The sequence below is a fragment of the Marinicella meishanensis genome (assembly GCF_019931145.1).
In the GTDB taxonomy this organism is placed as follows: Bacteria; Pseudomonadota; Gammaproteobacteria; order Xanthomonadales; family Marinicellaceae; genus Marinicella; species Marinicella meishanensis.
The window spans coordinates 1-22,476 of record NZ_JAIOUV010000007.1 but is presented as its reverse complement, the minus strand read 5'-3'; the positions used below and the strand labels follow the sequence as shown (position 1 = coordinate 22,476).

General features: G+C 50.0%; 24 protein-coding genes, 1 tRNA gene and 1 other RNA gene. 12 read left to right on the top strand and 14 right to left on the bottom strand.

All coding sequences use genetic code 11. From position 1 onward, the window contains the following. Window positions 1-17: 17 nt before the first annotated feature. The 8 genes from K7G70_RS12445 to K7G70_RS12410 all read right to left on the bottom strand — a co-directional run bounded on the left by K7G70_RS12445 (window position 18) and on the right by K7G70_RS12410 (window position 8,135). Window positions 18-2,756, bottom strand: coding sequence for a DUF349 domain-containing protein (locus K7G70_RS12445; protein ID WP_223788981.1), 2,739 nt, complete (start codon window positions 2,754-2,756; stop codon window positions 18-20). Continuing rightward, window positions 2,756-3,730 carry a tRNA dihydrouridine synthase DusB gene (gene dusB / locus K7G70_RS12440; protein ID WP_223788980.1) on the bottom strand — a complete coding sequence of 325 codons (975 nt, stop codon included), beginning with the start codon at window positions 3,728-3,730 and terminating at the stop codon, window positions 2,756-2,758. The genes K7G70_RS12445 and dusB overlap by 1 nt, the downstream gene beginning before the upstream one ends. A gap of 1 nt (window position 3,731) precedes the next feature. After that, window positions 3,732-4,946 carry a TraB/GumN family protein gene (locus K7G70_RS12435; protein WP_223788979.1) on the bottom strand — a complete coding sequence of 405 codons (1,215 nt, stop codon included), beginning with the start codon at window positions 4,944-4,946 and terminating at the stop codon, window positions 3,732-3,734. Between the two features lie 177 nt (window positions 4,947-5,123). Continuing rightward, window positions 5,124-6,062, bottom strand: a complete 939-nt coding sequence (locus tag K7G70_RS12430; protein ID WP_223788978.1) for a TolB family protein — start codon at window positions 6,060-6,062, stop codon at window positions 5,124-5,126. Window positions 6,063-6,142: 80 nt separating this feature from the next. After that, window positions 6,143-6,922: a LytR/AlgR family response regulator transcription factor gene (locus K7G70_RS12425; protein ID WP_223788977.1), complete on the bottom strand. Its 780-nt coding sequence runs from the start codon at window positions 6,920-6,922 to the stop codon at window positions 6,143-6,145. Window positions 6,923-7,118: 196 nt separating this feature from the next. Continuing rightward, window positions 7,119-7,376 (bottom strand): hypothetical protein, encoded by a 258-nt coding sequence (locus K7G70_RS12420; protein WP_223788976.1) that lies wholly within the window; start codon window positions 7,374-7,376, stop codon window positions 7,119-7,121. A 43-nt stretch (window positions 7,377-7,419) separates the two neighbouring features. Next, window positions 7,420-7,737 (bottom strand): hypothetical protein, encoded by a 318-nt coding sequence (locus K7G70_RS12415; RefSeq protein WP_223788975.1) that lies wholly within the window; start codon window positions 7,735-7,737, stop codon window positions 7,420-7,422. Window positions 7,738-8,044: 307 nt separating this feature from the next. Beyond that, window positions 8,045-8,135, bottom strand: a tRNA-Ser gene (locus tag K7G70_RS12410). Between the two features lie 171 nt (window positions 8,136-8,306). On the opposite strand from K7G70_RS12410, the gene K7G70_RS12405 reads away from it, so the two are divergent. Next, window positions 8,307-8,756: a peroxiredoxin gene (locus K7G70_RS12405; RefSeq protein WP_223788974.1), complete on the top strand. Its 450-nt coding sequence runs from the start codon at window positions 8,307-8,309 to the stop codon at window positions 8,754-8,756. 68 nt (window positions 8,757-8,824) lie between these two features. On the opposite strand, the gene K7G70_RS12400 is transcribed toward K7G70_RS12405, so the two are convergent. From K7G70_RS12400 to purM, 6 genes are all read right to left on the bottom strand, one after another. Further along, the gene (locus K7G70_RS12400; RefSeq protein WP_223788973.1) at window positions 8,825-9,109 is read right to left on the bottom strand and encodes a polyhydroxyalkanoic acid system family protein; all 285 of its coding nucleotides are present in this window, start codon (window positions 9,107-9,109) and stop codon (window positions 8,825-8,827) included. Between the two features lie 2 nt (window positions 9,110-9,111). Continuing rightward, entirely contained in the window at window positions 9,112-10,878 is a 1,767-nt protein-coding gene (locus tag K7G70_RS12395; RefSeq protein ID WP_223788972.1) for a M56 family metallopeptidase, read from the bottom strand. Between the two features lie 72 nt (window positions 10,879-10,950). After that, a complete protein-coding gene (locus tag K7G70_RS12390; RefSeq protein ID WP_223788971.1) occupies window positions 10,951-11,331 on the bottom strand; it encodes a BlaI/MecI/CopY family transcriptional regulator in 381 nt (126 codons plus the stop codon). A 99-nt stretch (window positions 11,332-11,430) separates the two neighbouring features. Then, entirely contained in the window at window positions 11,431-12,144 is a 714-nt protein-coding gene (locus tag K7G70_RS12385; RefSeq protein WP_223788970.1) for a hypothetical protein, read from the bottom strand. Further along, complete coding sequence (gene purN, locus K7G70_RS12380; RefSeq protein ID WP_223788969.1) at window positions 12,141-12,752, bottom strand: phosphoribosylglycinamide formyltransferase; 612 nt, start codon at window positions 12,750-12,752, stop codon at window positions 12,141-12,143. Before purN ends, K7G70_RS12385 begins: the two co-directional genes overlap by 4 nt. Beyond that, window positions 12,752-13,789, bottom strand: a complete 1,038-nt coding sequence (gene purM / locus K7G70_RS12375; RefSeq protein WP_223788968.1) for a phosphoribosylformylglycinamidine cyclo-ligase — start codon at window positions 13,787-13,789, stop codon at window positions 12,752-12,754. Before purM ends, purN begins: the two co-directional genes overlap by 1 nt. 123 nt (window positions 13,790-13,912) lie before the next feature. On the opposite strand from purM, the gene K7G70_RS12370 reads away from it, so the two are divergent. The 11 genes from K7G70_RS12370 to cmoB all read left to right on the top strand — a co-directional run bounded on the left by K7G70_RS12370 (window position 13,913) and on the right by cmoB (window position 22,377). Next, entirely contained in the window at window positions 13,913-14,935 is a 1,023-nt protein-coding gene (locus K7G70_RS12370; protein WP_223788967.1) for a DUF2066 domain-containing protein, read from the top strand. Next, window positions 14,932-15,507 carry a CDP-alcohol phosphatidyltransferase family protein gene (locus tag K7G70_RS12365; protein ID WP_223788966.1) on the top strand — a complete coding sequence of 192 codons (576 nt, stop codon included), beginning with the start codon at window positions 14,932-14,934 and terminating at the stop codon, window positions 15,505-15,507. Before K7G70_RS12370 ends, K7G70_RS12365 begins: the two co-directional genes overlap by 4 nt. A 4-nt stretch (window positions 15,508-15,511) precedes the next feature. Next, on the top strand, window positions 15,512-16,642 hold the full coding sequence (locus K7G70_RS12360) for an AI-2E family transporter (protein ID WP_223788965.1): 1,131 nt from the start codon (window positions 15,512-15,514) through the stop codon (window positions 16,640-16,642). 17 nt (window positions 16,643-16,659) lie between these two features. Further along, a complete protein-coding gene (locus tag K7G70_RS12355; RefSeq protein WP_223788964.1) occupies window positions 16,660-17,364 on the top strand; it encodes an HdaA/DnaA family protein in 705 nt (234 codons plus the stop codon). Between the two features lie 235 nt (window positions 17,365-17,599). Then, an RNA gene (gene ffs, locus K7G70_RS12350) (signal recognition particle sRNA small type) lies at window positions 17,600-17,695 on the top strand. A 22-nt stretch (window positions 17,696-17,717) separates the two neighbouring features. Continuing rightward, window positions 17,718-19,400: a DNA polymerase III subunit gamma/tau gene (dnaX, locus tag K7G70_RS12345; protein ID WP_223788963.1), complete on the top strand. Its 1,683-nt coding sequence runs from the start codon at window positions 17,718-17,720 to the stop codon at window positions 19,398-19,400. Window position 19,401: 1 nt separating this feature from the next. Then, complete coding sequence (locus K7G70_RS12340; RefSeq protein WP_223788962.1) at window positions 19,402-19,725, top strand: YbaB/EbfC family nucleoid-associated protein; 324 nt, start codon at window positions 19,402-19,404, stop codon at window positions 19,723-19,725. Then, entirely contained in the window at window positions 19,725-20,312 is a 588-nt protein-coding gene (gene recR / locus K7G70_RS12335; RefSeq protein WP_223788961.1) for a recombination mediator RecR, read from the top strand. Before K7G70_RS12340 ends, recR begins: the two co-directional genes overlap by 1 nt. A gap of 8 nt (window positions 20,313-20,320) precedes the next feature. Further along, window positions 20,321-20,665, top strand: coding sequence for a histidine triad nucleotide-binding protein (locus K7G70_RS12330; RefSeq protein ID WP_223788960.1), 345 nt, complete (start codon window positions 20,321-20,323; stop codon window positions 20,663-20,665). 29 nt (window positions 20,666-20,694) lie between these two features. Next, the gene (gene cmoA / locus K7G70_RS12325; RefSeq protein ID WP_223788959.1) at window positions 20,695-21,408 is read left to right on the top strand and encodes a carboxy-S-adenosyl-L-methionine synthase CmoA; all 714 of its coding nucleotides are present in this window, start codon (window positions 20,695-20,697) and stop codon (window positions 21,406-21,408) included. 3 nt (window positions 21,409-21,411) lie between these two features. Beyond that, on the top strand, window positions 21,412-22,377 hold the full coding sequence (gene cmoB / locus K7G70_RS12320) for a tRNA 5-methoxyuridine(34)/uridine 5-oxyacetic acid(34) synthase CmoB (RefSeq protein WP_223788958.1): 966 nt from the start codon (window positions 21,412-21,414) through the stop codon (window positions 22,375-22,377). Window positions 22,378-22,476 lie beyond the last annotated feature (99 nt).

The following is a 22,476-nucleotide window of genomic DNA, read 5'->3' as shown; positions in this document are numbered from 1 at the left end:
TGGTGGCTGTTGGTGGGTCATTCCATCATCAATTGGGTCATGGCTTTGATCAGTGCCTTGATGCGTTTTTGGTTTTGTTTGAGGTAGCTGGCATCGGCTTTGGGTTCGGTATACCAGTGATCCAACCAGGCCATTGCCTGGTTGTGGTTGTCAGGTGTTTTGTCGCCGGCCATGCGCTGTGACAACACTTTGACTTGATAAGCCATGCGCGCTTCCAGCTCATCCTCAGGCGTTTCCAGCCCAGTGATGAATTCACCTTGAATCAACAACGCTGCCAGCTGTTCATTGGATCCTTCGCTGGCCTTGCGCTGCTGAAACAAGGACTGCATGTCAGCATCCAGCAACTTGCTGGATTTCTGCTCAAATTCGGCGGCATCGATTTGACCTTGTTCCAACTGGGTGTAAAGACCATCCAGTCGCTGCTTGTTTTCATAACATTGCAGGGTGGCTTTGAATTGCGCTTGTTTGATGGCTTGGTCGATGTTGTGTAACAGGTGATTGTATTCATGATCCAGCATTTTGGCCGGTTTATCCAGAGCATCCCAGCCTTGCAAGGCGGTTGCTCGCAGCTGCAACAAGGCTTCACTGTTTGGGGCTTTTTTCAAGGCACTTTGCTGGGTTTTGATGAAGGCATTGGCGGCCTTTCTTTGGGCTTGGTGCGCTTCATTTTGTGCTTGTTTGGCCTGGTCTAGGCGATTGAACACCGCATCATTGGCCTGGCGAAACTTTTTCCACAGCTTGCGTTCCTGGTGCTGTTTCACCATGCCGGCTGATTTCCATTGTTGCTGCAATTGCTTGGCTGCATGGGTCGCCTCAGCCATGTCTTCCACTTCGCTCAAGGCTTGGGCTTGTTCAATCAACTTTAATTTTTTGCGCTCTGCAATGGCATAAAATTCCGACAGTTTTTGGTCGATGCGGTTGATGGCTTTCCGCAAATTCTTGGCAGCTTTTCCCCGTTGTTTGGGGGGCAACTCATCCAAAGACTTGAGGTAATTGATCGCTTGTCGGCTCATGCGGGACAGATCACGCTCGCTGGCTTCCGCCAAATCGATGGTCTGCATGGCTTCGATGTGGGTTTGGATGTCGCCCAAGTGGGCGTTTTGTTGTTCATTCCTTTTCTCAAAAAAGGGCTGCGTGGGCTCGAACAAGGATTTCGAAACGGCGCGGAAGGCTTGCCACATTTTTTGGTTGCGACTGGGAAATCGGTCACCGGGTAATTTTTCCATGTCCTCCAAGGCGTACCAACGCTCATTCGCTTCTTTCAGTTTTTTCATGACGGCATCGGGGTGTTGTCCTTGCCCCACCATGGTCTGCAATTCATCGATGATGTCTTGTCGGGCTTTGTCGTTGCTCCATTTTTGCCACTTTCTCAAGTCTTTCAGTTGTTGCCAGACGCTGTCCAGTGGGTATTTGTTTTGTTTGATGATGGGATGGTTGAAACCAGCCAATTTTTTCAGCTCAGCCAACTCATTGGCCATGGCTTTGGCCTGGGTGAGGTGACCATCTTTGATTTCCTGTAGGGTGGGCTCAATCATGGCCACCGCGTCTTTGGCGGCTTGGTCACGTTTTTGCGCCGAATGCTCAATTTTCTCAGCCAGTTTCAGGCAGGCGTCATTGAAATCTTGTGTAACCGTGCTGAAAACCTCACTGGTGGGGATCGACTGGGTGGCTTGGGACCAGCGTTTTTTGAACTGCTTCAGTTGATCGGGCCGGGCCACCGGCTGCGACAATGCCTGTTGCAATTGATCCAGAATTTGTGTCACTTGCTTGGGAATCTGTTGGCTTTTCTGAACCGCCGCACGGATTTCTTCCAGGCGGACTTTCAAGGCTTGTGATTCGGCTTGTTCATCGGCAGGCAAGGCTTCCTGTTCAATCGATTGATGCTTACCAATCAGCGCTTGGATGTCTGGCAATCCCCAGTTTTCAGTCTGTTTCAGTTTGCTGGTGATTTCTGCCATCATGGTGCGGCCTCGTTGGACCTTCTGTTTGCGCAAAAACTCCCGGCGATGCTCGGGATCCAAGGTCATCTTGGCCGCTGAAAAAGCCCCATTGAACCGGGTTTGGATGGTTTTGTCCACCTGATCTTGAAGGCCTTGCCATTGCTGCTGAATGTGTTCCAAGTCAGGCTGGTGGGTTTTGTCCAGTACCACATGCTCCAACAGCTGACACAGTTGAATGGCTTCATCAGCGGGTTTCAAGCGCTGCTTGGTCGCCAGCTTGTCTTGAATCTTGGCATGCAATTCGGTATGGCTTTTGGCCATATTGTTGGCCAAACGCTTGAGGGTGGTGGGTTGTTCAATTTGCTCCAGGATCAGGTCCTGCAGGTCGGTGTCTGGCTCTGTCAACAGCAATTCACTGAGCAGTCCTTGTTGACTGATTTGGCTGATGGCGGATTTTCTGACTTGGGTGTTGGCGGCGGTTTTGGCCAAAGTGCGGATCACTTCAGGTTCTTTCACCTGCTCCAACCATTCGACCAACTCATGGCTGTCGTTGTGGCTGAAAATGTGGTTGATCTTTTTGCCGGCTTGCTGGCGCACGGCTTTGTTGGGATGGTTGTTGAGGATTGACAGCAAGTCTGAGAGGTCTTTGATGCGCGACAAGGCCGTTTTTTGCACTTTGTCACTGGGGTCGTTGTTGACGATGTCGAGCAAGGCATCAATCAGCACCGGATCTTGGGTTGATTTGATGGCGGTGATTCTGACTTGTTCGTTGGGGCTTTGCCATTTTGGTTTGTTAAACCACTGTAAAATACTCATTATGCTGCCTTTTCTAACAGGTTTTGGTTGATGAACAACAATTGCTCCTCCGCATCACCGATGGTCATCAGTTGGCGGGCGATGGGGTCCAGGTTCATGCCTTTGAGGAACCATTTGATGTGTTTCCTGGCAATGCGACAACCGGTCGCTGGACCATAAAAGTCATGCAGGTTTTTGACGTGTTCATACATCACTTGAATGACTTCAGTAGGCTGGGGTTTGGGTGCGGCTTGGCCGGTTGCCAAGTGGCTTTTGATTTGTTGAAAGATCCACGGGTTGCCTTGGGCAGCCCGGCCAATCATGATGCCATCACATTGGGTCTGTTGCAAAACTGCTGCGGCTTTGGCTGGGCTGTCAATGTCGCCATTGGCGATCACCGGAATGTTCGCGGCTTGTTTCACCGCTGCGATCAAGTCATAGTCACTGTGTCCTTGGTATTTTTGTGCTTTGGTGCGGCCATGAATGAACAAAGCGGCAATGCCAGCTGCTTCAGCCAGCTGGGCGATCAAGGTCACATTTTGGTGCTGCTCATCGGTGCCTAAGCGGGTTTTCAGTGTGACCGGCACGGCCACCGACTCGACCACTTCCCGGCAGATGGCTTGCACCAGGTCTGGGTTGGCCATCAGGGCTGAGCCACACATCTTCTTGGCCACTTTTTTCTGGGGGCAGCCCATGTTGATGTCGATGATTTGGGCACCATTGGCAACATTGTGCTGTGCCGCTGCCGCCAATGCCTTGGGATCCGAACCGGCAATTTGCACGGCAATGGGCCCAGGTTCGCCGTCATGATTCATGCGAAATTGGGTTTTGGCGGTGCGCAACAGTGACAGGTCACAACTGAGCATTTCTGACACCGCATATGAAGCCCCCAAGCGTCGGCACAATTGTCGAAAAGGACGGTCGGTGACACCGGCCATGGGCGCCAGCATGACGGGATGTTCAATCAAGTGGGGGCCAATGGCAAATGCGCTCATGTCAAATCAACTGATTGAATATTTTGAAGCCAGAGACCCAAGTGGCCACCGCCGAGCCGATGTTGGTCAACACGAACACCAACAACACACGGGTCACGGGGTTTTTCCACCAGCCTTTGAGGTGCATGGCGTCTTGCTGCAAGGACTCGAAATGGTGCACTTTGGGTTTGCGGATCATGGTTTCAACCAGGGCCGCCACCATGCCAGCAGCTATGGTCGGATTCAAAGAGGTGAATGGAGCAGCCACCACTGCGGCAAAAATGGTTACCGGGTGGGCGCCGGCGATGGCGGCACCGATGCCTGAGAGCACGCCATTGTATAAAAACCAAGTCTTGACCAGGTCAAAACCCAAATCGCTGTTTTTGGCAAATCCCCAAGCAAAGCCAGCCAGGATCACCAGGGTTATTAACCACGGTAACAATTTCACCCAAGTCTTTTTCGGTGGCAGGGTGTTCAATTGGTTGATGGTTTGGTTGCAGTCCATCGGGGCTTGCATGTAGTTGGCCAGGCCTTTGAGGTGCCCGGCACCAATGATGACCAACACGTTTTTCACCGGTTGAGCGCTGGAAATGGGTGGTTTGCTAATGGACTGTTGTAACCGCGCAGCCATGAATTGATCGCGTTCATCAATCAGTGATTTGTACAGTGACTCGGAATTTTCTGAAAATTCATTGAAGGTGCTTTCCAGCATGTCACCAGATTTCAGTTTCTCAATTTCTTTTTCGCTGATTTCTTCTTTTTCAAAGAATCCGCCAAAACCAAAAATCAAATTGATTTTTTCCATGAACCTGAGAGATCGCCAAGTCCGTTTCATGGTGATGCCCACACTGCGGTCTATTTTCCACAAAGCCAGGTTGCGCTCTTTGGCGGACTGTATGGCTTGTCGCATTTCCGCACCGGGTTCAACGCCCAGTTGTTCGGCCAAGCGATTTTGGTAAGCACTCATGGCCAAATTGGTGGCGATCAGTCCAGTTTGTTTGTTTTTAATGATGCTGACCAGGTCCATGTTTTTGTAGCGATTTTCATCGGTGATTGCCTGATACCTGATTTCATCCAGTTCGATGGCAATGGTGTCATAGTCACCGGTCTCAATCAGCGAGCGCACCACGTCAGCGCTTTTTTGCGAAACATGTGCGGTGCCCAACAACAACAAACGCACACCGTCGTGCTCAATGAACTGGTGAGGTTGGTCAGTCAAAATTTCTGGTGGGGTCAAAGCAGTGTTCCGGCCGCAAAAAGCAGCTATTTTAGCATCAAGCAACCGCTGGTTTGTAGACAATAAATTATCGAACCATGAATTTTACTGTGATTTGGCTTATGTCGATTAATGGGCGCATTTAAGGCATTGTCTTAAACCAGGAGCCCTTGTCCGAAACGGATAAAAAAATTTTCTTCACTGTTCAAGCGCGATGATGAAAATTTCCACATTGCCATCTTTGGTTCTGGTGCAAATGATCCGATTGCCATCTGAAGACCATTGAGGCTTGGTAAAAGAAGCCCCTTGTGAGTCAAATTCAGTGATTCTTCGCCTGTCTGAACCATCTGGTTTTATGGTGTATATTTGCCAGTTGCCTTCCCGCTCGCGTTCTGACGCATAAGCGACGAGGTGACCATCTGGTGACCAAGCTGGCCAACCATCGTGTTCCGGATAATTGGATAAGTTGAAAGCTTGGGAGCCATCTCTGTTTGCAATGAATACTTCTGAGTTACCTGTGGTTGATCCCATATCAGTCAACAGACGCCTCCGGAAAGCAATTTTTTGACCATCAGGAGAAATGTCAGGGTATGAGTCCCAGCTTTCATAATCAGTGACCCTGCGAACGTCGTTGCCATCTATGTCCATTTCATAAAGATCAATGTTGGCATCAGCGGTGTACGCAGTTGTTGGGTAATCCTCCAGATCCATGCTTCTGTTGCTGTTAAAAATGATGTTCTTGCCATCGGGAGAAAAGTTTGGATGGCCATCATTGGCTGGGTGATTGGTCAGATTCACTGGATCTGTCCCATCTGCATTCATGATGTAAACTTCGTAATTTCCATCTCTAGTGGAGCTGAACAAGATTTTCTGGCCATCTGGTGACCAAATGGGCGAGCCATCATGTCCAGGCGAATTTGTCAGTCTTTGAATGCCAGTACCGTCACTGTTCATGACATAAATTTCTGAGTCGTCATCCATTCGATTGGATTGAAACACAATTTTTTGATCATCAGGCGACCAATGGGGGTAGGATGTTTCAATATTGGTTAATTTTTTAATGGAAATTTCTGCAACTGAAACCGTTGCAAAACCACATAAAAATGCTGCAATTTCAGCGAATTTATACAATTTCATGGTGACTCCTCAGAAATGACGGAGTATAGCGGGTGTTTGGTAGGTTGTTGCTTGTTATGCAGTCATTGGTTGCTAAATGGTCAGTCAATGGTGTCGATGCATCGCTCTGCAATGGCTTTTTGAACACGTTTGAGCTGAGTTCGACTGATTTTTCTGACGTTGCCATCTGCGAGTTTGATTGTTTTTCCACCTGAACGGTCTTTTTCCAAGCTGCATATTTGATCAATGTTTACCATCGTTGAGCGATGAATTCTGACGAACATATCTGGTGGTAATAACTTTTGAAAATACTTCATTGGTTTGCGCTCCAAAAACTCCCCTTTTGTTGTGTATAGTTTGGTGTAGTAATTTTCTGCAGAAAGCCAATTTATTTCATCAGGTTTTAATACGTAATTTTGCTTGCCGCGTTTTAAGCTAAGCCACTGTGGTTCTGTTGTTGGACTCTTTACCTCATCATCTTTGGGTTTCATTATCAGGGCAGCCATCAAGGCAATGTCCAACAAGGTCCAAAAGATAAAAAAGTAAGGATATACGCCATATTTCGTGTGCGGAAATCCCAGGTATGGGCTGATCAGTTGGCAGACAGTAAAAAACCAAATGTAGTGAATCGATACGGCCAAGATTGCCCATAATAAAAGCCATTTTTTAGAAGACTTTTGTTTATTGAGCAAGCGTGATATTTTGCGGTGTATAAGATACAGCAAAACCCAGAAAAACCATATCAGGGCTTGCCAAACCAGCACGTGAAAGAAATTAACTTGTGCTTGGACAGTTGTTTCTTTGAGAAAAATAGCCAATGACCAAGTGACTGAAATGGTAAGCAAAGCCAGAAAGAACTGAAGGTTGTGGGTCATTTTCATAAAGTGTCATTTTAAGTGATGTCGTTTGACATTGCATGATATCAACTGTCAAGTCTGAGCGCCCGGTGATTGGGCAGGACAAGACCATGGGTTGTGCATTTTTATGGAACTGAGCAGAATATACACAGGTTTGAAATCGTCGTTGTCTTCAATGTTGCACTGGACTGTGTGCCAGTACCTTGAACTTGAGCATGGCTTAAAAAACGACCCTCAAAAACAGCATTGTCTTGATTACAACGTCCGAGAGTTTGCAAAATTCCTGCGACGCCAGGAATTGACGGGCTTGATCCGGCAGTGGCTGTTTGGCATCTGCGACCACATCGGGAGCCAGGCCTTGCTGGTGCAGCTGTTGGTTGCGATCAGCAAAGTGTGCAACCGACAAACGCACCAAAGAACCGTCAGGCAATTCAACCCGACTGATGCCAGTGGTGTAACCGGAGGATTGACTGCCCATATAAGTGACGCCTATTTACCCCTTGAAAGCCATGGCCACTGCTTCAGCAGGCGCCTGCGGCGTCAAAAAAGTTTCTGGAAAACTTTTTCATGTAACCCGTAGGGTCATTCACAGGGATGTGAATGGTAAAATTCATTCCAGATGAATATTTATTCATCGCATCCCAGCGATTCACCCCTTCGGGGCTGGCGTGAAAAATTGTTCCTGACAATTTTTTCGAATCCAGAAGAGTGGTTTGTATGTTGGCTCTTCGACCAAGGTGGTGCTTCAGATGGTGTTGTTGGTAGTGGATAGCGAGACAGGGATTGATCAAATACATCCTGTATTTGCCCCTTCGGGCTGGTGTGAAAATTCGCTCCATACGAATTTTTGATGAATTGCGTCCTGCATTTCACCCTGCGGGCGCTTGCGGCGTCAAAAATTGTTCCTGACAATTTTTTCGAACCCAAAAGAGAGGTTCTTATGTGGGATTTTCGACCAAAGAGGTACTTCAGATGGTGGGTTGTTGGTAGTGGATGGCGAGACAGGGATTGATCAAATACATCCTGTATTTGCCCCTTCGGGCGCCTGCGGCGTCAAAATTTTTTCCGGAAAAATTTTTCGAACCCAGAAGAGGATTCTTCATACTGACTATGCGCCATTTTTTTCAGCAAGGATGCTGATAAAAATGGCGGAGAGACAGGGATTCGAACCCTGGATACGCTATTAACGTATGCCGGTTTTCAAGACCGGTGCATTCAACCGCTCTGCCATCTCTCCGCACCATTGGCTCATCGCTCAATGAGGTTGCGTACTTTAGCTCAAATGTCGGGTCAAATCCAGATTTTTTTTCAGCAAAAATTCATTTTTTGGCCTGTGGTGAATGTCACACCTTTTTATTTCTGGGTAAAACAGATAAAATACGCCGTTTTAGTTGGTTTTGAGAGAAATATGGCACTAGAGACTGGTGATAAAGCACCTGATTTTTCATTGATCGCAGACAATGGCAAACCGTTCAAACTATCATCTAAGCTGAAGGGCAATGCATTGCTGGTGTTTTATCCAGGCGACAACTTGCCGGTTTGTCAGCAACAGATGCGGGATTACCGAGATCATTACGATAAATTCAGTGCGCTGAATGTGGATGTGATTGCCATCAGTGGTGATGAATCTGGGTTCATCAAATCATTCAAGAAAGAGCATGGACTGCCATTCACTTTACTGAGTGATGCCGAAGGTGAGGTGTCCAAGTTGTATGATTCTTTTGGTTGGTTTGGGGTCAAACGATCGGTCTTCTTGGTGGATAAAAACTTTGAGATCAAGTACAAGCATGTGGAGTCGGTGTCCATTTACCGACGTTCGGTGGATGAATTGACCGACATCATCAAGCGCAAGCTGTGACGATTGAATCAATCGCATGAAAAAACCGGCCAATGAGCCGGTTTTTTTTGTGCTTGATTTGCTGCCGGCTAACTGCCGCCAAATGATTCGTCGAGTTTGTTTTTGATTTCGGTCTCAATCACGGTTTTAAAAGGTATCATGAAAAACCCCAGCCTGGCATGGATTTCAATGCCATCATCGGCCAAAGTCAACAAACCGGATACGCCAGAACCCGATAAATTACATTCATGCTCACTGATGAACTCATGTTGGATGGCGTATTTGTCCTCCAATGCCTGTAACAGTGACAGCAGGGTTTCTTTGGAATGATCAATGTGACAATCCAGGGGATAGGAAATGTTGATTTCTGACATGGTTATTTGTTACATGGCATGGGCTTACTGAGCCGGGTTCCGGTGGTTTTCAGTTCGCAGTTTCTTTCTATATCGTCACTGATGGCAAAACTGAATATCTGCTGATAAGTCCGTTGTAATGTGCTGCTGTTCAAGGACTTGGGATCAAACTTCCAACGTTTCATGGCTTTTTCCACCTCTTGTTCAAACGCCACAAAATTATTGATCTGGGAATTCAGCTTGATGTCATAGACTTTGCCATTGGGATTGATTTTGAACGTGGCAATCACTTCTTGTTCAATTTGGTTGTACCAAAAATGTTGCGGGTAATTGGGTGCCACATACTTTTTATACAGCGGCTTGATGCTGTTGTCCGCCGTGAAGGAGGCCAGGTTGTTGCTGTGATCTGACGTTCTGGGGACGGTTTCATTCAGGCTGTCTGCCACCACCTCTGTCGTGCTGGTGGCCAATTCGGCCATCGGCGGCTGTCCTGACAAGGCTTGTTCTTTGGGGTCAAACAGGTCATAGGTCGTGACCAGATCATCAGTCACTGGCAGTTCGATGTCTTGTTTCATTGAGGCCATCATGGCTTGCCGGTCAATGAGCGATTCAGTCAACAGGTTATTGACCACTGCCGGTGCAGGGGTGTTGGCGTTTGACGAGCTGTTGACAGCCATTGCCGGTTCCGTGCGGACCGGTGCTTGTGTGGCTGTTGGCTCAGCCTCGCTGTTGTACTCAGTGCTGGCAAACTTGGGATAAAAGTCTTGCTGACCGAAATTTTTTCTGCCGAAAGGCGCGGTGATTGTCGCCTCATCGGCCAAGGTGATTTGGGTTTCCGCTGCAGACAGTGAAAAGCCATTGTCGCCTTGATTGGCGGGTTGCAACATGACCAGCATCAACAAGAACAGCAACAAGAAGGGAACAAACACCATCAAAGATGATTGGCTGGACTTGTTTTGCAACAAAAACTTAACCCGGTTAAGCAACATGCCATCATTGATGCCCAAATGCACACTGGGGCTCAGCTTGATGCCATTGGAAAATTCCGCGATGTTGGTCAAGGCTTTGGCATAGGTCAAAGTTTCGGTGTCATGTGACAGCACCAGTTGGTCACAACATTGTTCACGGATGTGACGGATGTCGTTGTTCATCCAGCGGATGCCGGGATGGAAGAACAACAGAATGTCGGCAAACAATTGCACGATGTTGTGAATGAAATCATTGCGTTTCAGGTGGCACAACTCATGCTTGATGATGGCATCCAATTGGTCTTGTGGGATGTGGTTGATGAGACTCAGGGGCAACAATACGGTGGGTTTGAAAAAACCATAGGCCGCTGGCACCATGACTTTTCTGGAAATTTTCAACACCGGAATGGTGGGCAAATCCAAGCGGATGGCGGTGTCTTTGATGTATTGCTTGAATTTTCTGGAAATCGACGGTTCGCATTCGTGTTCAATGGCAGCCAGCTGAATCCAGGACCTGACCAGGCGAAAGCTTAAAAACATCACGGTGGCCGCCCATACCAGCACCAAATAGGGCAGGCTGGCATTGATCATATACTGCAACAACCCGTCGTAACTCAGTTGTTGATAAGACACCACAGTGGCCGTCAGGGTTATGACTTGGGTGGCTTGTTCTGCTGCAGGAACGCCGGACGTGATGTGGATGATGGGAACCACCAAACTGACCACCACCAAGGCCATGCCGGTCCAATACTTGGCGTGGATGGATTGCAGGTTTCTCGTGATGAGCCAATAGGCACCCGTGATCAGTGTGCCTTGCCACAAAAAGTGTATGAGTGCCCATCCAATGGAAGAAATGAGCCATTGTGTGTCAGCTGCCAGCATATGTTTTTCAGTTTAACTGTTTTCTACTTTCTCAATCAATGCCCTGATTTCGTCAAGTTCTGACTGTTTGGTTTCGTCAGAAGTACCCAAAGCTTGCATCACCAAAGAACTGATCGATCCTCCAAACAATCGGTTCTTCAAGTCTTCCAGCATTTGCTTTTGGGTTTCTTTTTTACTGAGCGTGGGTTCATATATATGTGCCTTGTGCTCGCTGTTTCTGGTCACCAGACCTTTTTGATGCATGACCTGCAACATTTTCAAGGTGGTGGTGTAACTGGTTTTACCGGTTTTGATGATTTCTTCGTGGATTTGTCGCACCGTTGCCGGTGATATGACCCACATGATATTCAGTATGGCCAGCTCTGTTTTGGTTGGTTTTGGTAAATTTGTCATGGTATAGTGATTTGGTTTAACGAAGTTCCTCGTATATCATACCTGAATCGCCCTTGGGGATACAAGTGTTCTGTCCGCCTCAGGACCAATAATTATCCGTCAGTGAAACTGGTGAGATTGCAACACCGTTTCGATCACCGGATCATCGCCTTCACGATGGCGGGTTTTCACCGGCAAACAATGTTGTTTGGTGTCCAGCCAGGTGCTGGTGCTTTTATCGGTCCCAGCCGGGTAGATGCGATCCATTCTGACCAAGCCATCGGCTTCTTCCACGATTTGGAAGTGATACGTCCGCAGCTGTTTGGATTTCAACACGGTCACGGCTTTCGGTAGCAAGCCATTACACACCTGGTGGCCCAACCACCAAGGCATCATGTGAGCGCTGACAGGGCGTACTTCCGCGGTCACTTGAAATGGCTTCTTTTTGTGTTGGCCGCGGATCGTGGTGCTGCCAGGTTCGGCCCTGAATTGGTAGGCTTTTTTGCTGAAGGCCACGGTTTGTTTCATGCGGTGCTCAATGGTCAAAATGGCCAAGCCTTGCAAGGTGAACTGGGTTGATTCGGTGCGCTCAAATCCAGTCATTGAAGCCAGCCCGTGGGTGCCTTCGGTGTGGTCTTTGAGGGTGTATCGATTGTTGCTGATTGTCAGTTCGGTGACTTGTTGTGCGGTGGGTTTGCCGCCACGCAGGATTTGGTATTTGGCCTGATAGCCTGCTGGTTTGTTGTGCTGGGCCCACAAGGGTCCGGCCAGCAGGAGCAGGGCAGTGACCAGCAGCCAATGGCGGTTTGGTTTCTTTGGTCGGGCATGCATCATTCAATCATCAGCGGTTGGGTCATCGTTTGGCCATGATAGCGAACCTCATCGTCGGTCCAAATCAGGTCGCCTTGGGCTATCAGACCCACCACAGTGGTCAAAAGTTTATGTTCTTGCAAAATTAATCGGTCAGCCAAGGCATTGGCGTCATCTCCGGCTTGGACCGCGATGGTGGTTTGGGCCAGGCTGGGACCTTGGTCAAGGTGCTCATCCACCAGGTGCACAGTGGCCCCATGCCAGGGATCCTGGTGATCCAAAACCTTTTGATGGGTGTTCAGCCCAGGGTATTTGGGCAGCAAGGAAGGGTGGATGTTGATGATTTTTCCGGCGAACCGGTGCACCAATTCAGCCGACAGGATCCGCATGAAGCCCGCCAACACCACCAAATCCACCGCCAGTTGTTGCAACAATTCACCCAACATGTGTTCTGCCCGTTCGCGATTGGACCAATTGAGGTAGGTGTTGGTGATGCCGTGATCCCGTGCCAATTGCAAACCAGCGGCGTAGGGGTTGTTGCTGATCACATGTTCAATGGCATAGCCGTGTTGGTGATTGATCAGGGCCGCCAAGTTGCTGCCACGACCAGAAATGAGGACTGCAACTCTCATCAAAGAATCACGACATCTTGGCCCGCATGTGCAATGGTCTGTCCCACGTTCCAAGCGGCCAGGTCATGTTTTTTCAATTGGGCAATGACCGCTTCGCTGTGTTCGGTGTCGGTCACCAGACACAAACCAATGCCACAGTTGAAGGTGCGCAGCATTTCCACTGCTTCGATGTTGCCTTGCTGTTGCAGCCAATCAAACACCGCTGGTCTCTGCCAACTGTTGGGGTCCACTTCGATGGCCACGCCGGCCGGCATCACCCGACTGATGTTTTCCATGATGCCCCCGCCGGTGATGTGGGCAATGGCATGAATCGGTAAGTTGGCTCGCAACAAATCCAACACCGGTTTGGCATACAACTGTGTGGGCGCCAGCAACTTTTGACCCAAAGTGGCGCCATCAAAAGGTTGGTTCAAATCTGTCTGGGTGGCTTCAATGATTTTCCTGATCAGGGAATAGCCGTTGGAATGCGGGCCGCTTGAGGCCACCCCAATCAAGGTTTGACCCGCTTGTACGCCACTGCCATCAATGACCTGGTGCTTGTCGACCACCCCCACCACAAATCCAGCCAAATCATAATCGTCTCCTTCGTACATGCCGGGCATTTCTGCCGTTTCGCCACCAATCAGAGCGCAGCCAGACTGTTGGCAACCATTGGCAATGCCAGCGATCACTTGGCTGGCTTGGTGGGTGTCCAACTTACCGCAAGCGTAATAATCGAGAAAAAACAACGGCTCGGCACCCAGCACGATGATGTCATTCACGCACATGGCCACCAAATCGATGCCAATGGTGCTGTGATCATTCAACATGTGGGCCAGTTTGAGCTTGGTGCCCACGCCATCTGTGCCTGAGACCAACACCGGATTTTCCACCCCGGTTTGGGTCAGATCGAACAAACCGCCAAAGCCGCCAAGTGAGCCCATGACCCCAGGTCGATGGGTGGCTTTGACCCATGGTTTGATCTGCTCAACCAGTTGATTGCCAGCATCAATGTCAACGCCAGCGTCCTTGTAAGTGAATGATTTGTTGTTTGCCATGGGGTGAACCAAGTGAAATATTTTAAGAGATCCAAATTTTATGCGATTGGCCATCGCAAAGGGTGGAAAATTAGCACTAATTTAGTTGCTTGGCCTTGACTTTATTCCTTTATAATTGTCGCCATGAAAATCTGCACCCTGACCTTATTGTTGCTCACATTTGAGTTGTTTGCTGCCACGGTAGACACCAACCAGTCTGCCACTTTGGTGCGTGCCGATACGACCAGCAACCTGACGCAAAATGAGGCGGCATTTTATTCGGTGTTGAGCAAGAAAAGTGGCTTGGGTGGCCAGGCTCTGCAAGCCCAATTCCCCTTGACCGAACAGCATCAACAGGCCGTACTGCGCAGTTATGTGGAGAGTGTGCCGCCGGCCGTGGATGCCTCCGCCCAATGGTTTCATTTGATAGTGGATGATGAAAAAACCCATCAGTACATGCTGGACAACGACATCCCCGTGTGGCCCGATCGACGGGGTCAATTGTTTGTCTGGGTGGTGGAAGAGTTGGCAGACCAAACTTTGGTGTCATCGGTGCCTGAATCGCCGGTGGTTTATTGGCTGAAGAAGTGGTTTGATGTGACCGGTATACCGGTCCAGTTCTACGACCCCAACGCCGCTGATTTGTTGGTGTTTCAACCCGAGGACGTGCGCTTCTTGAACCCAGACCTGGTTGACTTCATTCTCATCGATGAAATACATGCCGCGGTGCTGTTGGTCTTTGTACAACACACCCGGTCGGGGTATTCATACCGCTTTGGCTTGGCCCAGCCAGAACAACCCATGCTGATCAAAAACCGCCAGTTCGTCGATTTGGCTGGTGGCATGCAAGCCCTGGTCACAGCGGTACAAGCTGTGATGGCTGAGGGACAACGGTTGTATGCCGATGAATTCAATACCAATACCATTGGCGTGTCGATCAATGACTTGGTGGATGCCGACCACATGTTGCGTTTGATCAGCTATTTGGACAACCACGCGTTGGTGGATGCCTATCAAATCAACCAATTTCAAGACCAGCAGCTGCAAGCCGTGATGCGCATCAAAGTGCTGCCGGATACCTTCATTGACTACGTCAACAAAGAAGGTTTGTTGGCCCATGTGCCCTTGGATTTGGGCCAAACCATATTGTTCAAGTGGCTGCCATGACCGCTTATCTGAAATACCTACCCAATTTCATCACCATTTTGCGCATGGCGGCGATGTTGCCGCTGATGTGGTTGATGTGGCACAAGGAATACAAAGGGGCATTGTTGGTGGCCTTGTTGGCCGGGGCTTCCGATGGGCTGGATGGTTTCTTGGCCAAAAAATACAATTGGCAAGGTTGGCTGGGTGGGGTATTGGATCCACTGGCTGACAAATTGATGATGCTGTGTTGTTACACTGTGTTTGCCTTGCAGTCATTGATTCCATGGTGGCTGTTTGTGTTGGTTGTGGGGCGTGATTTGGTCATCATCGCCGGCGCCACCTACTACCATTTTTGTGTGGGCAAGTTGGCCAAAGCCACGCCCACCCTGATCAGTAAATTCAACACCGCATTACAAATCCTCTTGATTTTGGTGCTGCTGGTGTCCATGAGTGGCTGGTTGGACCTGTCTGTGATGCACCAGCCATTGATCTGGTTGGTGGGCTTATTCACCGTGATGAGCGGTGTTCATTATGTGTGGATGGGTTTTGCCATGAAACGCCAAGCCCGCGCACAACAATCCATGAATCCATAACCCCATGTCTGAAAATAAAATCAACAAACAATGGTACGGCCTGGCATTGATCGTTTTTGTCGGTTACCTCATATATCTATTGTCACCGATCTTGACGCCGTTTGCCGTGGGGGCCTTGTTGGCCTATTTGTTTGACCCTTTGGCCGATCAACTGGAACGCTGGAAACTGAGTCGAACCTTGGCGGTCACTGTGGTGTTTTTGGTGATCAGCATTTTGGTGTTTGCCATCTTGTTGGTGTTGATCCCAAGTTTGGAAAAACAAATCGCCAGTCTGATTCGGAATTTGCCGGTCTATTACCAGTGGCTCAGTGACAACCTCACACCTTGGCTGCGCAGCACCTTTGGCATCGAAACCAATTTGTTCGATGTCACCGAGCTGACCCAGCTGTTAAAGACCCATTGGGAAAGTGCCGGAGGCATTGCCCAAACAATCATCAGCTCGGTGACCAAAAGTGGTTTGGTGATCGTCAATTGGTTGATGAACTTTTTGTTGATACCAGTGGTGACTTTTTATTTGCTGAGAGATTGGGACATCATCACCAATCGGGTCAGTGAGTTGATTCCCCGACCTTATTATCGCACCGTCAGTCAAATCAGCCATGACGCCAATTCTGTCTTGAGTTCATTCCTGCGGGGGCAGTTGAGTGTGATGCTGGCTCTGGGTGCCATTTACACCACTGGTTTGTGGTTCATCGGTATCGAGTTGTCTTTGTTGATCGGCATGGGCGCTGGCTTGATTTCATTCGTCCCTTATTTGGGCACGTTTGTCGGCTTGGTGGCCGGGGTCATCGCCGCAGTGGTGCAGTTTGGCGACATGAACCACGTATTTTATGTGTTGATTGTGTTTGGCGTGGGTCAATTATTGGAGGGCTTTGTGTTGACGCCCTGGTTGGTGGGGGATCGCATCGGTTTGCACCCGGTGGCGGTGATTTTTGCAGTGTTGGCCGGCGGTCAACTCTTTGGCTTTGTTGGTGTGTTGTTGGGTTTGCCCTTGGCAGCGGTGATCATGGTGTTGTTGCGCCATGGGCATGAACGTTATATGGGGAGCAAGCTTTACGGCAAAGAAAGCGACATCAACCTGACCAACGATGATTCTGCCAAATCAGCCCAACCGCCAGACGAGGGCTCTGTCTGAACCTTGCCGCGATTCGAATGAAGCCACTGCAAGCCACCTTGCCATTCACCTCGATGGTGCAGCCCACCATGGCCGACTTCATCGGTCACCCTACGGTGGTTGATGCCTTGAGTCAACCGAGCCAGTTGCCAGCCTTCACCCACATTTGGGGGCCTCAACACACCGGCAAAACCCATTTATTGTTGTCTCTGGCTGCGCTGTTGGAAGCGCACAATTGTCCTCACTTGCTGTTGGATGGCAGGCAAATCGGGACCATGGATTGGGCTGCGGTGTTGCCTGAGTCGATGGCTTTTTTGTTGTTGGATGATGTCGGTGAATTGGCCGGCCATCTAGACCATGAAATCGCTTTGTTCAATGGTTTCAACCATTGCCGGTCAGCCCACATTAAATTGGTTTTGTCGTCGCACATCCAAGCCAGAGACCCACAGTGGCAACTGCCCGATTTGCGCTCGCGCCTGCAGTCGGGACTGGGTTTCACTTTGGCGCCTTTGCAAGGCAAACAGGCCTTGCAGTGCATGCAACAGCAATTTCACCTGAACGGCATCAAGTTGGATCCGGCGGTGATGCAATATGTACAAGCCCACCACCGCAGATCATACCCTGAGTTGTATCAGTTGTTCAGCCGTTTGGCCACCGCTTCATTGGCCCTCAAGCGCAAAGTCACGGTGCCTTTGGTAAAGCAGGTGATGCAAGAATATAACGCCCCAAATTCGCCAACTTGATGGTCACACCGAGTGATTGACTGCATCACGCTGTTGGGTGGTAATCTGACCCAGCCACATGGCTCAATCAGCAACAGCCGAATCTGGCGTTGTCAAAGCTGGATAAGAATGATCAAACCAAGCAATTTGCGCTTTGACACTGACCTGGCTGGACTGCATTGTGATGATGCAATTGTTGTTAACAGGCCCTAGACAAAAGACGGCTGTTCAGAGATAATACCGCCTCGGTGACTTCCGTTTGTCACCTTGCAATAAATAGCAGTGAACCCGGTCAGGCCCGGAAGGGAGCAGCCGCAGCTGTGATTTTATGTGTGAGGACCGGCTGACGGGAGTCCCATTACCTGATTTTCATCATGACCTACCAAGTACTCGCCAGAAAATATAGACCCCAGAATTTCCAAGAAATCGTCGGCCAGGAACACGTGGTTCAGGCCCTGGTTAATGGCTTAGAAAGTGACCGCTTACACCACGCGTTTTTATTCACCGGCACCCGTGGAGTGGGCAAAACGACCCTGGCCAGGGTGTTGGCCAAAGCGCTGAATTGTCAGCAAGGGGTGTCTGGCCATCCATGTGGTGAATGTCAACATTGTGAAGAAATCAAACAAGGCGATTTCATCGATTTGATCGAAGTGGACGCTGCCTCGCGCACCGGTGTCGATGACACCCGCAGCCTGTTGGACAATGTGCAATATGCGCCCAACAAAGGCAGCTACAAGATTTACCTGATTGACGAGGTTCACATGTTTTCGAAAAGCTCATTCAATGCTTTGTTGAAAACCCTCGAAGAACCACCAGAACACGTCAAGTTTTTGCTCGCCACCACCGAACCAGACAAGCTGCCGGTGACGGTGCTGTCGCGTTGCTTGCAATTCAACCTCAAACGCCTGACCCAAAAACAAATCGGTGATCATTTGCTACACTTGCTGAAGCAAGAATCGGTGCATTATGATGAACGGGCCGTGGAATTGATCGCCCGGGTGGCCGATGGCAGCATGCGAGATGCCTTGAGTTTGTTGGATCAATCACTGGCGTTTGGTGCCGGTCAGATCACCTACGATGAGATCCGCGGCATGCTGGGAACCATTGAACAAACCCATGTCACCGAGTTGTTGCAGTTGATACAACAGCAAGAAGAGGCTGGGGTAATGGACAAACTGGGCTGGTTGCATGACATGTCAGTGGATTACAGCCACTTGTTGGAAGACCTGTGTCTGTTGTTGCATGAAGTGTCCTTAATACAAAGCCTGGGTGCGGTCACCGGTGGGGCCAATTTTGAAGCGGCCGTGTTGAAAAGTTTGGCGGCTGAAATTCACCCCGAAACGGTGCAGTGGTATTACCAGTTGGTGGTCTTGGCCCTGCAACAAATCAACATCACACCCAACAAGAAAATCAGTTTTGAAATGGCGGTGATGCGCATGCTGGCTTTTGAGCCGCAAACCGGCCAACCCGGTGGGCGCCAACGACAGGCCAACCAAACCAACGCGGGTCAGTCACCAAAGGCCAACGCCACAACCAACAACACAGCCAACACCCAGCCGCAGCCCACAGCCCAACAAGTCACCGAACAACCAGTAGCCCAGGTCGTCGATTCGAGCCCTGCTGCGCCTCAGCCGCCACCACTGCAAGCGGTCAAAGAAGCGGCACCAGCGGTCAACGAAGCGGTTGATTTGAGTCAGCTGCAGCGCAACACTTGGCCGGATGTGTTTCAAGCTTTGAAACTCAAAGGCACCGCCCGCGAATTGGCCAGGAACATGGAGCTGCTTGAAAATGACCAAAAAGTCATTACATTTGCTGTGGACCAAGCGGCCAACAACTTCATGACCGATCGGGCCAAGCAGGCCATCGAACAAGCCTTGTTGGCGGGGTCCGATAAATACCGTTTGCAGTATGTTTATAAAGACCATGCCGACTCCCTGGCCAAAGAATCTTTACAACAAAAGCAGCAAGCTGAACAACCCCAAAACTTGGATCACGTGGTGACCGATTTGCAACAACAATTTGGCGCCACCATCATTCAAAATAAATTAGGTGACTGACATGAAAGGCACATTAGGTAACATGATGCAGCAAGTGCAAAAAATGCAAGAACAAATGCAGCAAGCACAACAAGAAATGGCCAACAAAGAAGTGGTGGGCTCAGCCGGTGGCGACACCGTGCAAATCACCATGAATGGCCAACACCAAGTCAAAGGCATCAAAATCGATCATGGCATGGTGGATGGCGACCACGAAATGCTGGAAGATTTGTTGGTGGCCGCATTCAATGATGCGATGAACAAAATTGCCGACATGCAAAAAGACAACCTGGGCGGTTTGGCCGAAGGTTTGAATTTGCCACCAGGCTTCAAAATGCCCTTCTGATGTCACTGATCAGTGAACTGATTGCGTCGCTACAAATCTTGCCTGGGGTGGGGCCCAAGACCGCCCAACGATTGACCTTTCACCTGCTCCAAAAAGACCCGGAAGGCGGCCAAAAATTGGCCGAAACCCTGGCCCTGGCCATAGACCAGGTGGGGGAGTGCGACGTTTGCCGCACCCTCACTGAGAACAACATTTGTAAACTCTGTGCCAACCCCCACCGCAGCGACCGCCAGGTGTGTGTGGTGGAATCACCAGCGGACATCATCCATTTGGAAAGTGCCACCGATTTCAATGGCCGATATTTCGTCTTGCATGGCAAATTGTCGCCGCTGGATGGGGTGGGGCCAGAGGCTTTGAAGCTGGAAAAACTGGTTGACCTGCTGTCTTCACCTGAATGTCATGAGATGATCATCGCCACCGGTTCCACGTTGGAAGGTGAGACCACCGCCCAGTATTTGGCCCACCTGGCTGAACAAGGCGGCATCAAAGCCACGCGCTTGGCCCACGGTGTGCCGTTGGGGGGTGATCTGGAGTACATCGACAATTCCACCTTGGCCCATGCCTTTGCCAGTCGCACCAATTTATAGGAGTCCTTATGGAACCGACCATTTTTGATCTGATTCTGCAAAAAGAAATTCCCGCTGACATCGTTTATGAAGACGCGCATGTCTTGGGATTCAAAGACGTCAACCCCCAAGCGCCGATCCATGTGCTGTTCATTCCCAAAGTGCGGATTGCCACCCACAATGACTTGGATGCCGACAACATCGATTACCTCAGTCGCATGCACTTGGCAGCCAAGGAGTATGCCGCGGAAGTGGGGGTGGCTGATGAGGGCTATCGAGTGGTCATGAACTGCAATGGTCACGGTGGTCAAACGGTGTATCACATTCACTTGCATTTCTTGGCCGGTCGCCAAATGCTATGGCCGCCAGGCTGACCCAGCTGCGGCCAATCCAAGCAACCATCATGGGCGACAAAGACCAGTTATTTTCTCAACCTTACAGCCACATCAAAGCCTTTGCCTTTGATGAAAAAGTCGTGGCGGTGTTTCCGGACATGATCAAACGCTCGGTGCCAGGCTATGACACCATTTTAAAAGGTACGGCCATGCTGGCCATGAACCACGTGCAAGCCGAAACCCAAGTGTATGACCTGGGGGCTTCTTTGGGGGCGGTGTCCTTAACCATCGATCAAGCCATTGGTCCAAAATCAATCCACATCCACGCGGTGGACAATTCACCACCGATGATCGCATCGCTGACCGAACAGTTGTCTGCCTTGAAACTGCACAACCGCATCGACGCCCATTGCGCCGACGTCGCCGACTTTTCCATGAATAATGCCAGCATGGTGGTGAGTAATTTCACTTTACAGTTCATGCCTGTGGCCAGTCGGGCAGGGGTGTGTGAGGCCATTTACCAAGCGTTGAATCCGGGTGGGGTATTTGTGTTGTCGGAAAAAATCCTATCCAGCCAAACCATGATCGATTATTACCATGGTTACAAAAAGGTCAATGGCTATTCGGACATGGAGATCGCCCAAAAAAGACAGGCCCTGGAAGACTCCCTCAAGCCCGACAGTTTGGAAACTTGGCAGCAACGACTCCGACAAGCCGGTTTTCAGCACACCGAAGTGTGGTTCAAAGCGTTCAACTTTGTCTCCATGGTGGCCATCAAATAAGCCATGTTCAAAACCCAACTGAAACCCTTTTGGGCAAGCCTCGCCGACTCTGCTTTGCAACCACATGCAGACCGCTTGCGAGCCATCACCGACCACGCCATTGAGCAAATCAATCAAGGCGATTTACACCGTTGGTTGGCGGCTTTTGATAAGCTGCCCGAGGTGCCCGAGGCTGCACTGATCCCTGGCCAAGCCCCAGTCACCATCCGATGGCCAGCCGGGCAGGTCGATGAACAGCGGTTGGAACAATCATTGCGTGGCTTGCACCCATGGCGCAAAGGACCCTTTCAAGTGGGTGACTGTTTGGTTGATGCCGAATGGCGTTCTGATTTCAAATGGCAACGGGTGCTCAGTGCCTTGCCGCCATTACAGCACCGCACGGTGTTGGACGTGGGTTGTGGCAATGGCTATTACCTGTTGAAAATGGCCGAACACCGGCCACGGGTGTTGCTGGGCATTGAACCTGGATTGTTGCAAAACGTGCAGTTTTGGGCGGTTGAAAAATACGCCCAAACCGGGGCCGCGGTGTTGCCCCTGAGGGTGGAGGCGATGCCCGCAGACATGCGTTGTTTTGACGTGGTGTTTTCCATGGGCATCTTGTACCACCGCAAATCACCGATTGACCATTTGGAGCAACTCAAGAACTTATTGAGCCAAGGGGGGCAGTTGGTGTTGGAGACCCTGGTGGTCGATGGCGATGCCACCACCTGTCTGGTGCCGCCGGGCCGTTATGCCCAAATGCGCAACGTCTGGTTCTTACCCAGTGTTGACATGCTGTGCCTGTGGCTGAGAAAAGTGGGTTTCAAACAAGTGACGGTGGTCGATGTCTCGCGAACCACCACGGCTGAACAAAGGTCCACCGACTGGATGCAGTTCCATTCCTTGCCTGACTTCCTCAGTGAAGACCAACAACAAACCACCGAAGGTCATCCACCCCCACAGCGGGTGATCATCACCGCCACCAAGTGATCCAGCACACAACCCCGCGTCAGTACTGGTTTTGCGCTGAGTTGTTTGGCTGTGGTTAGGAATTAATTTCATTAATTTGTCACAAAGGGGTTTACATTG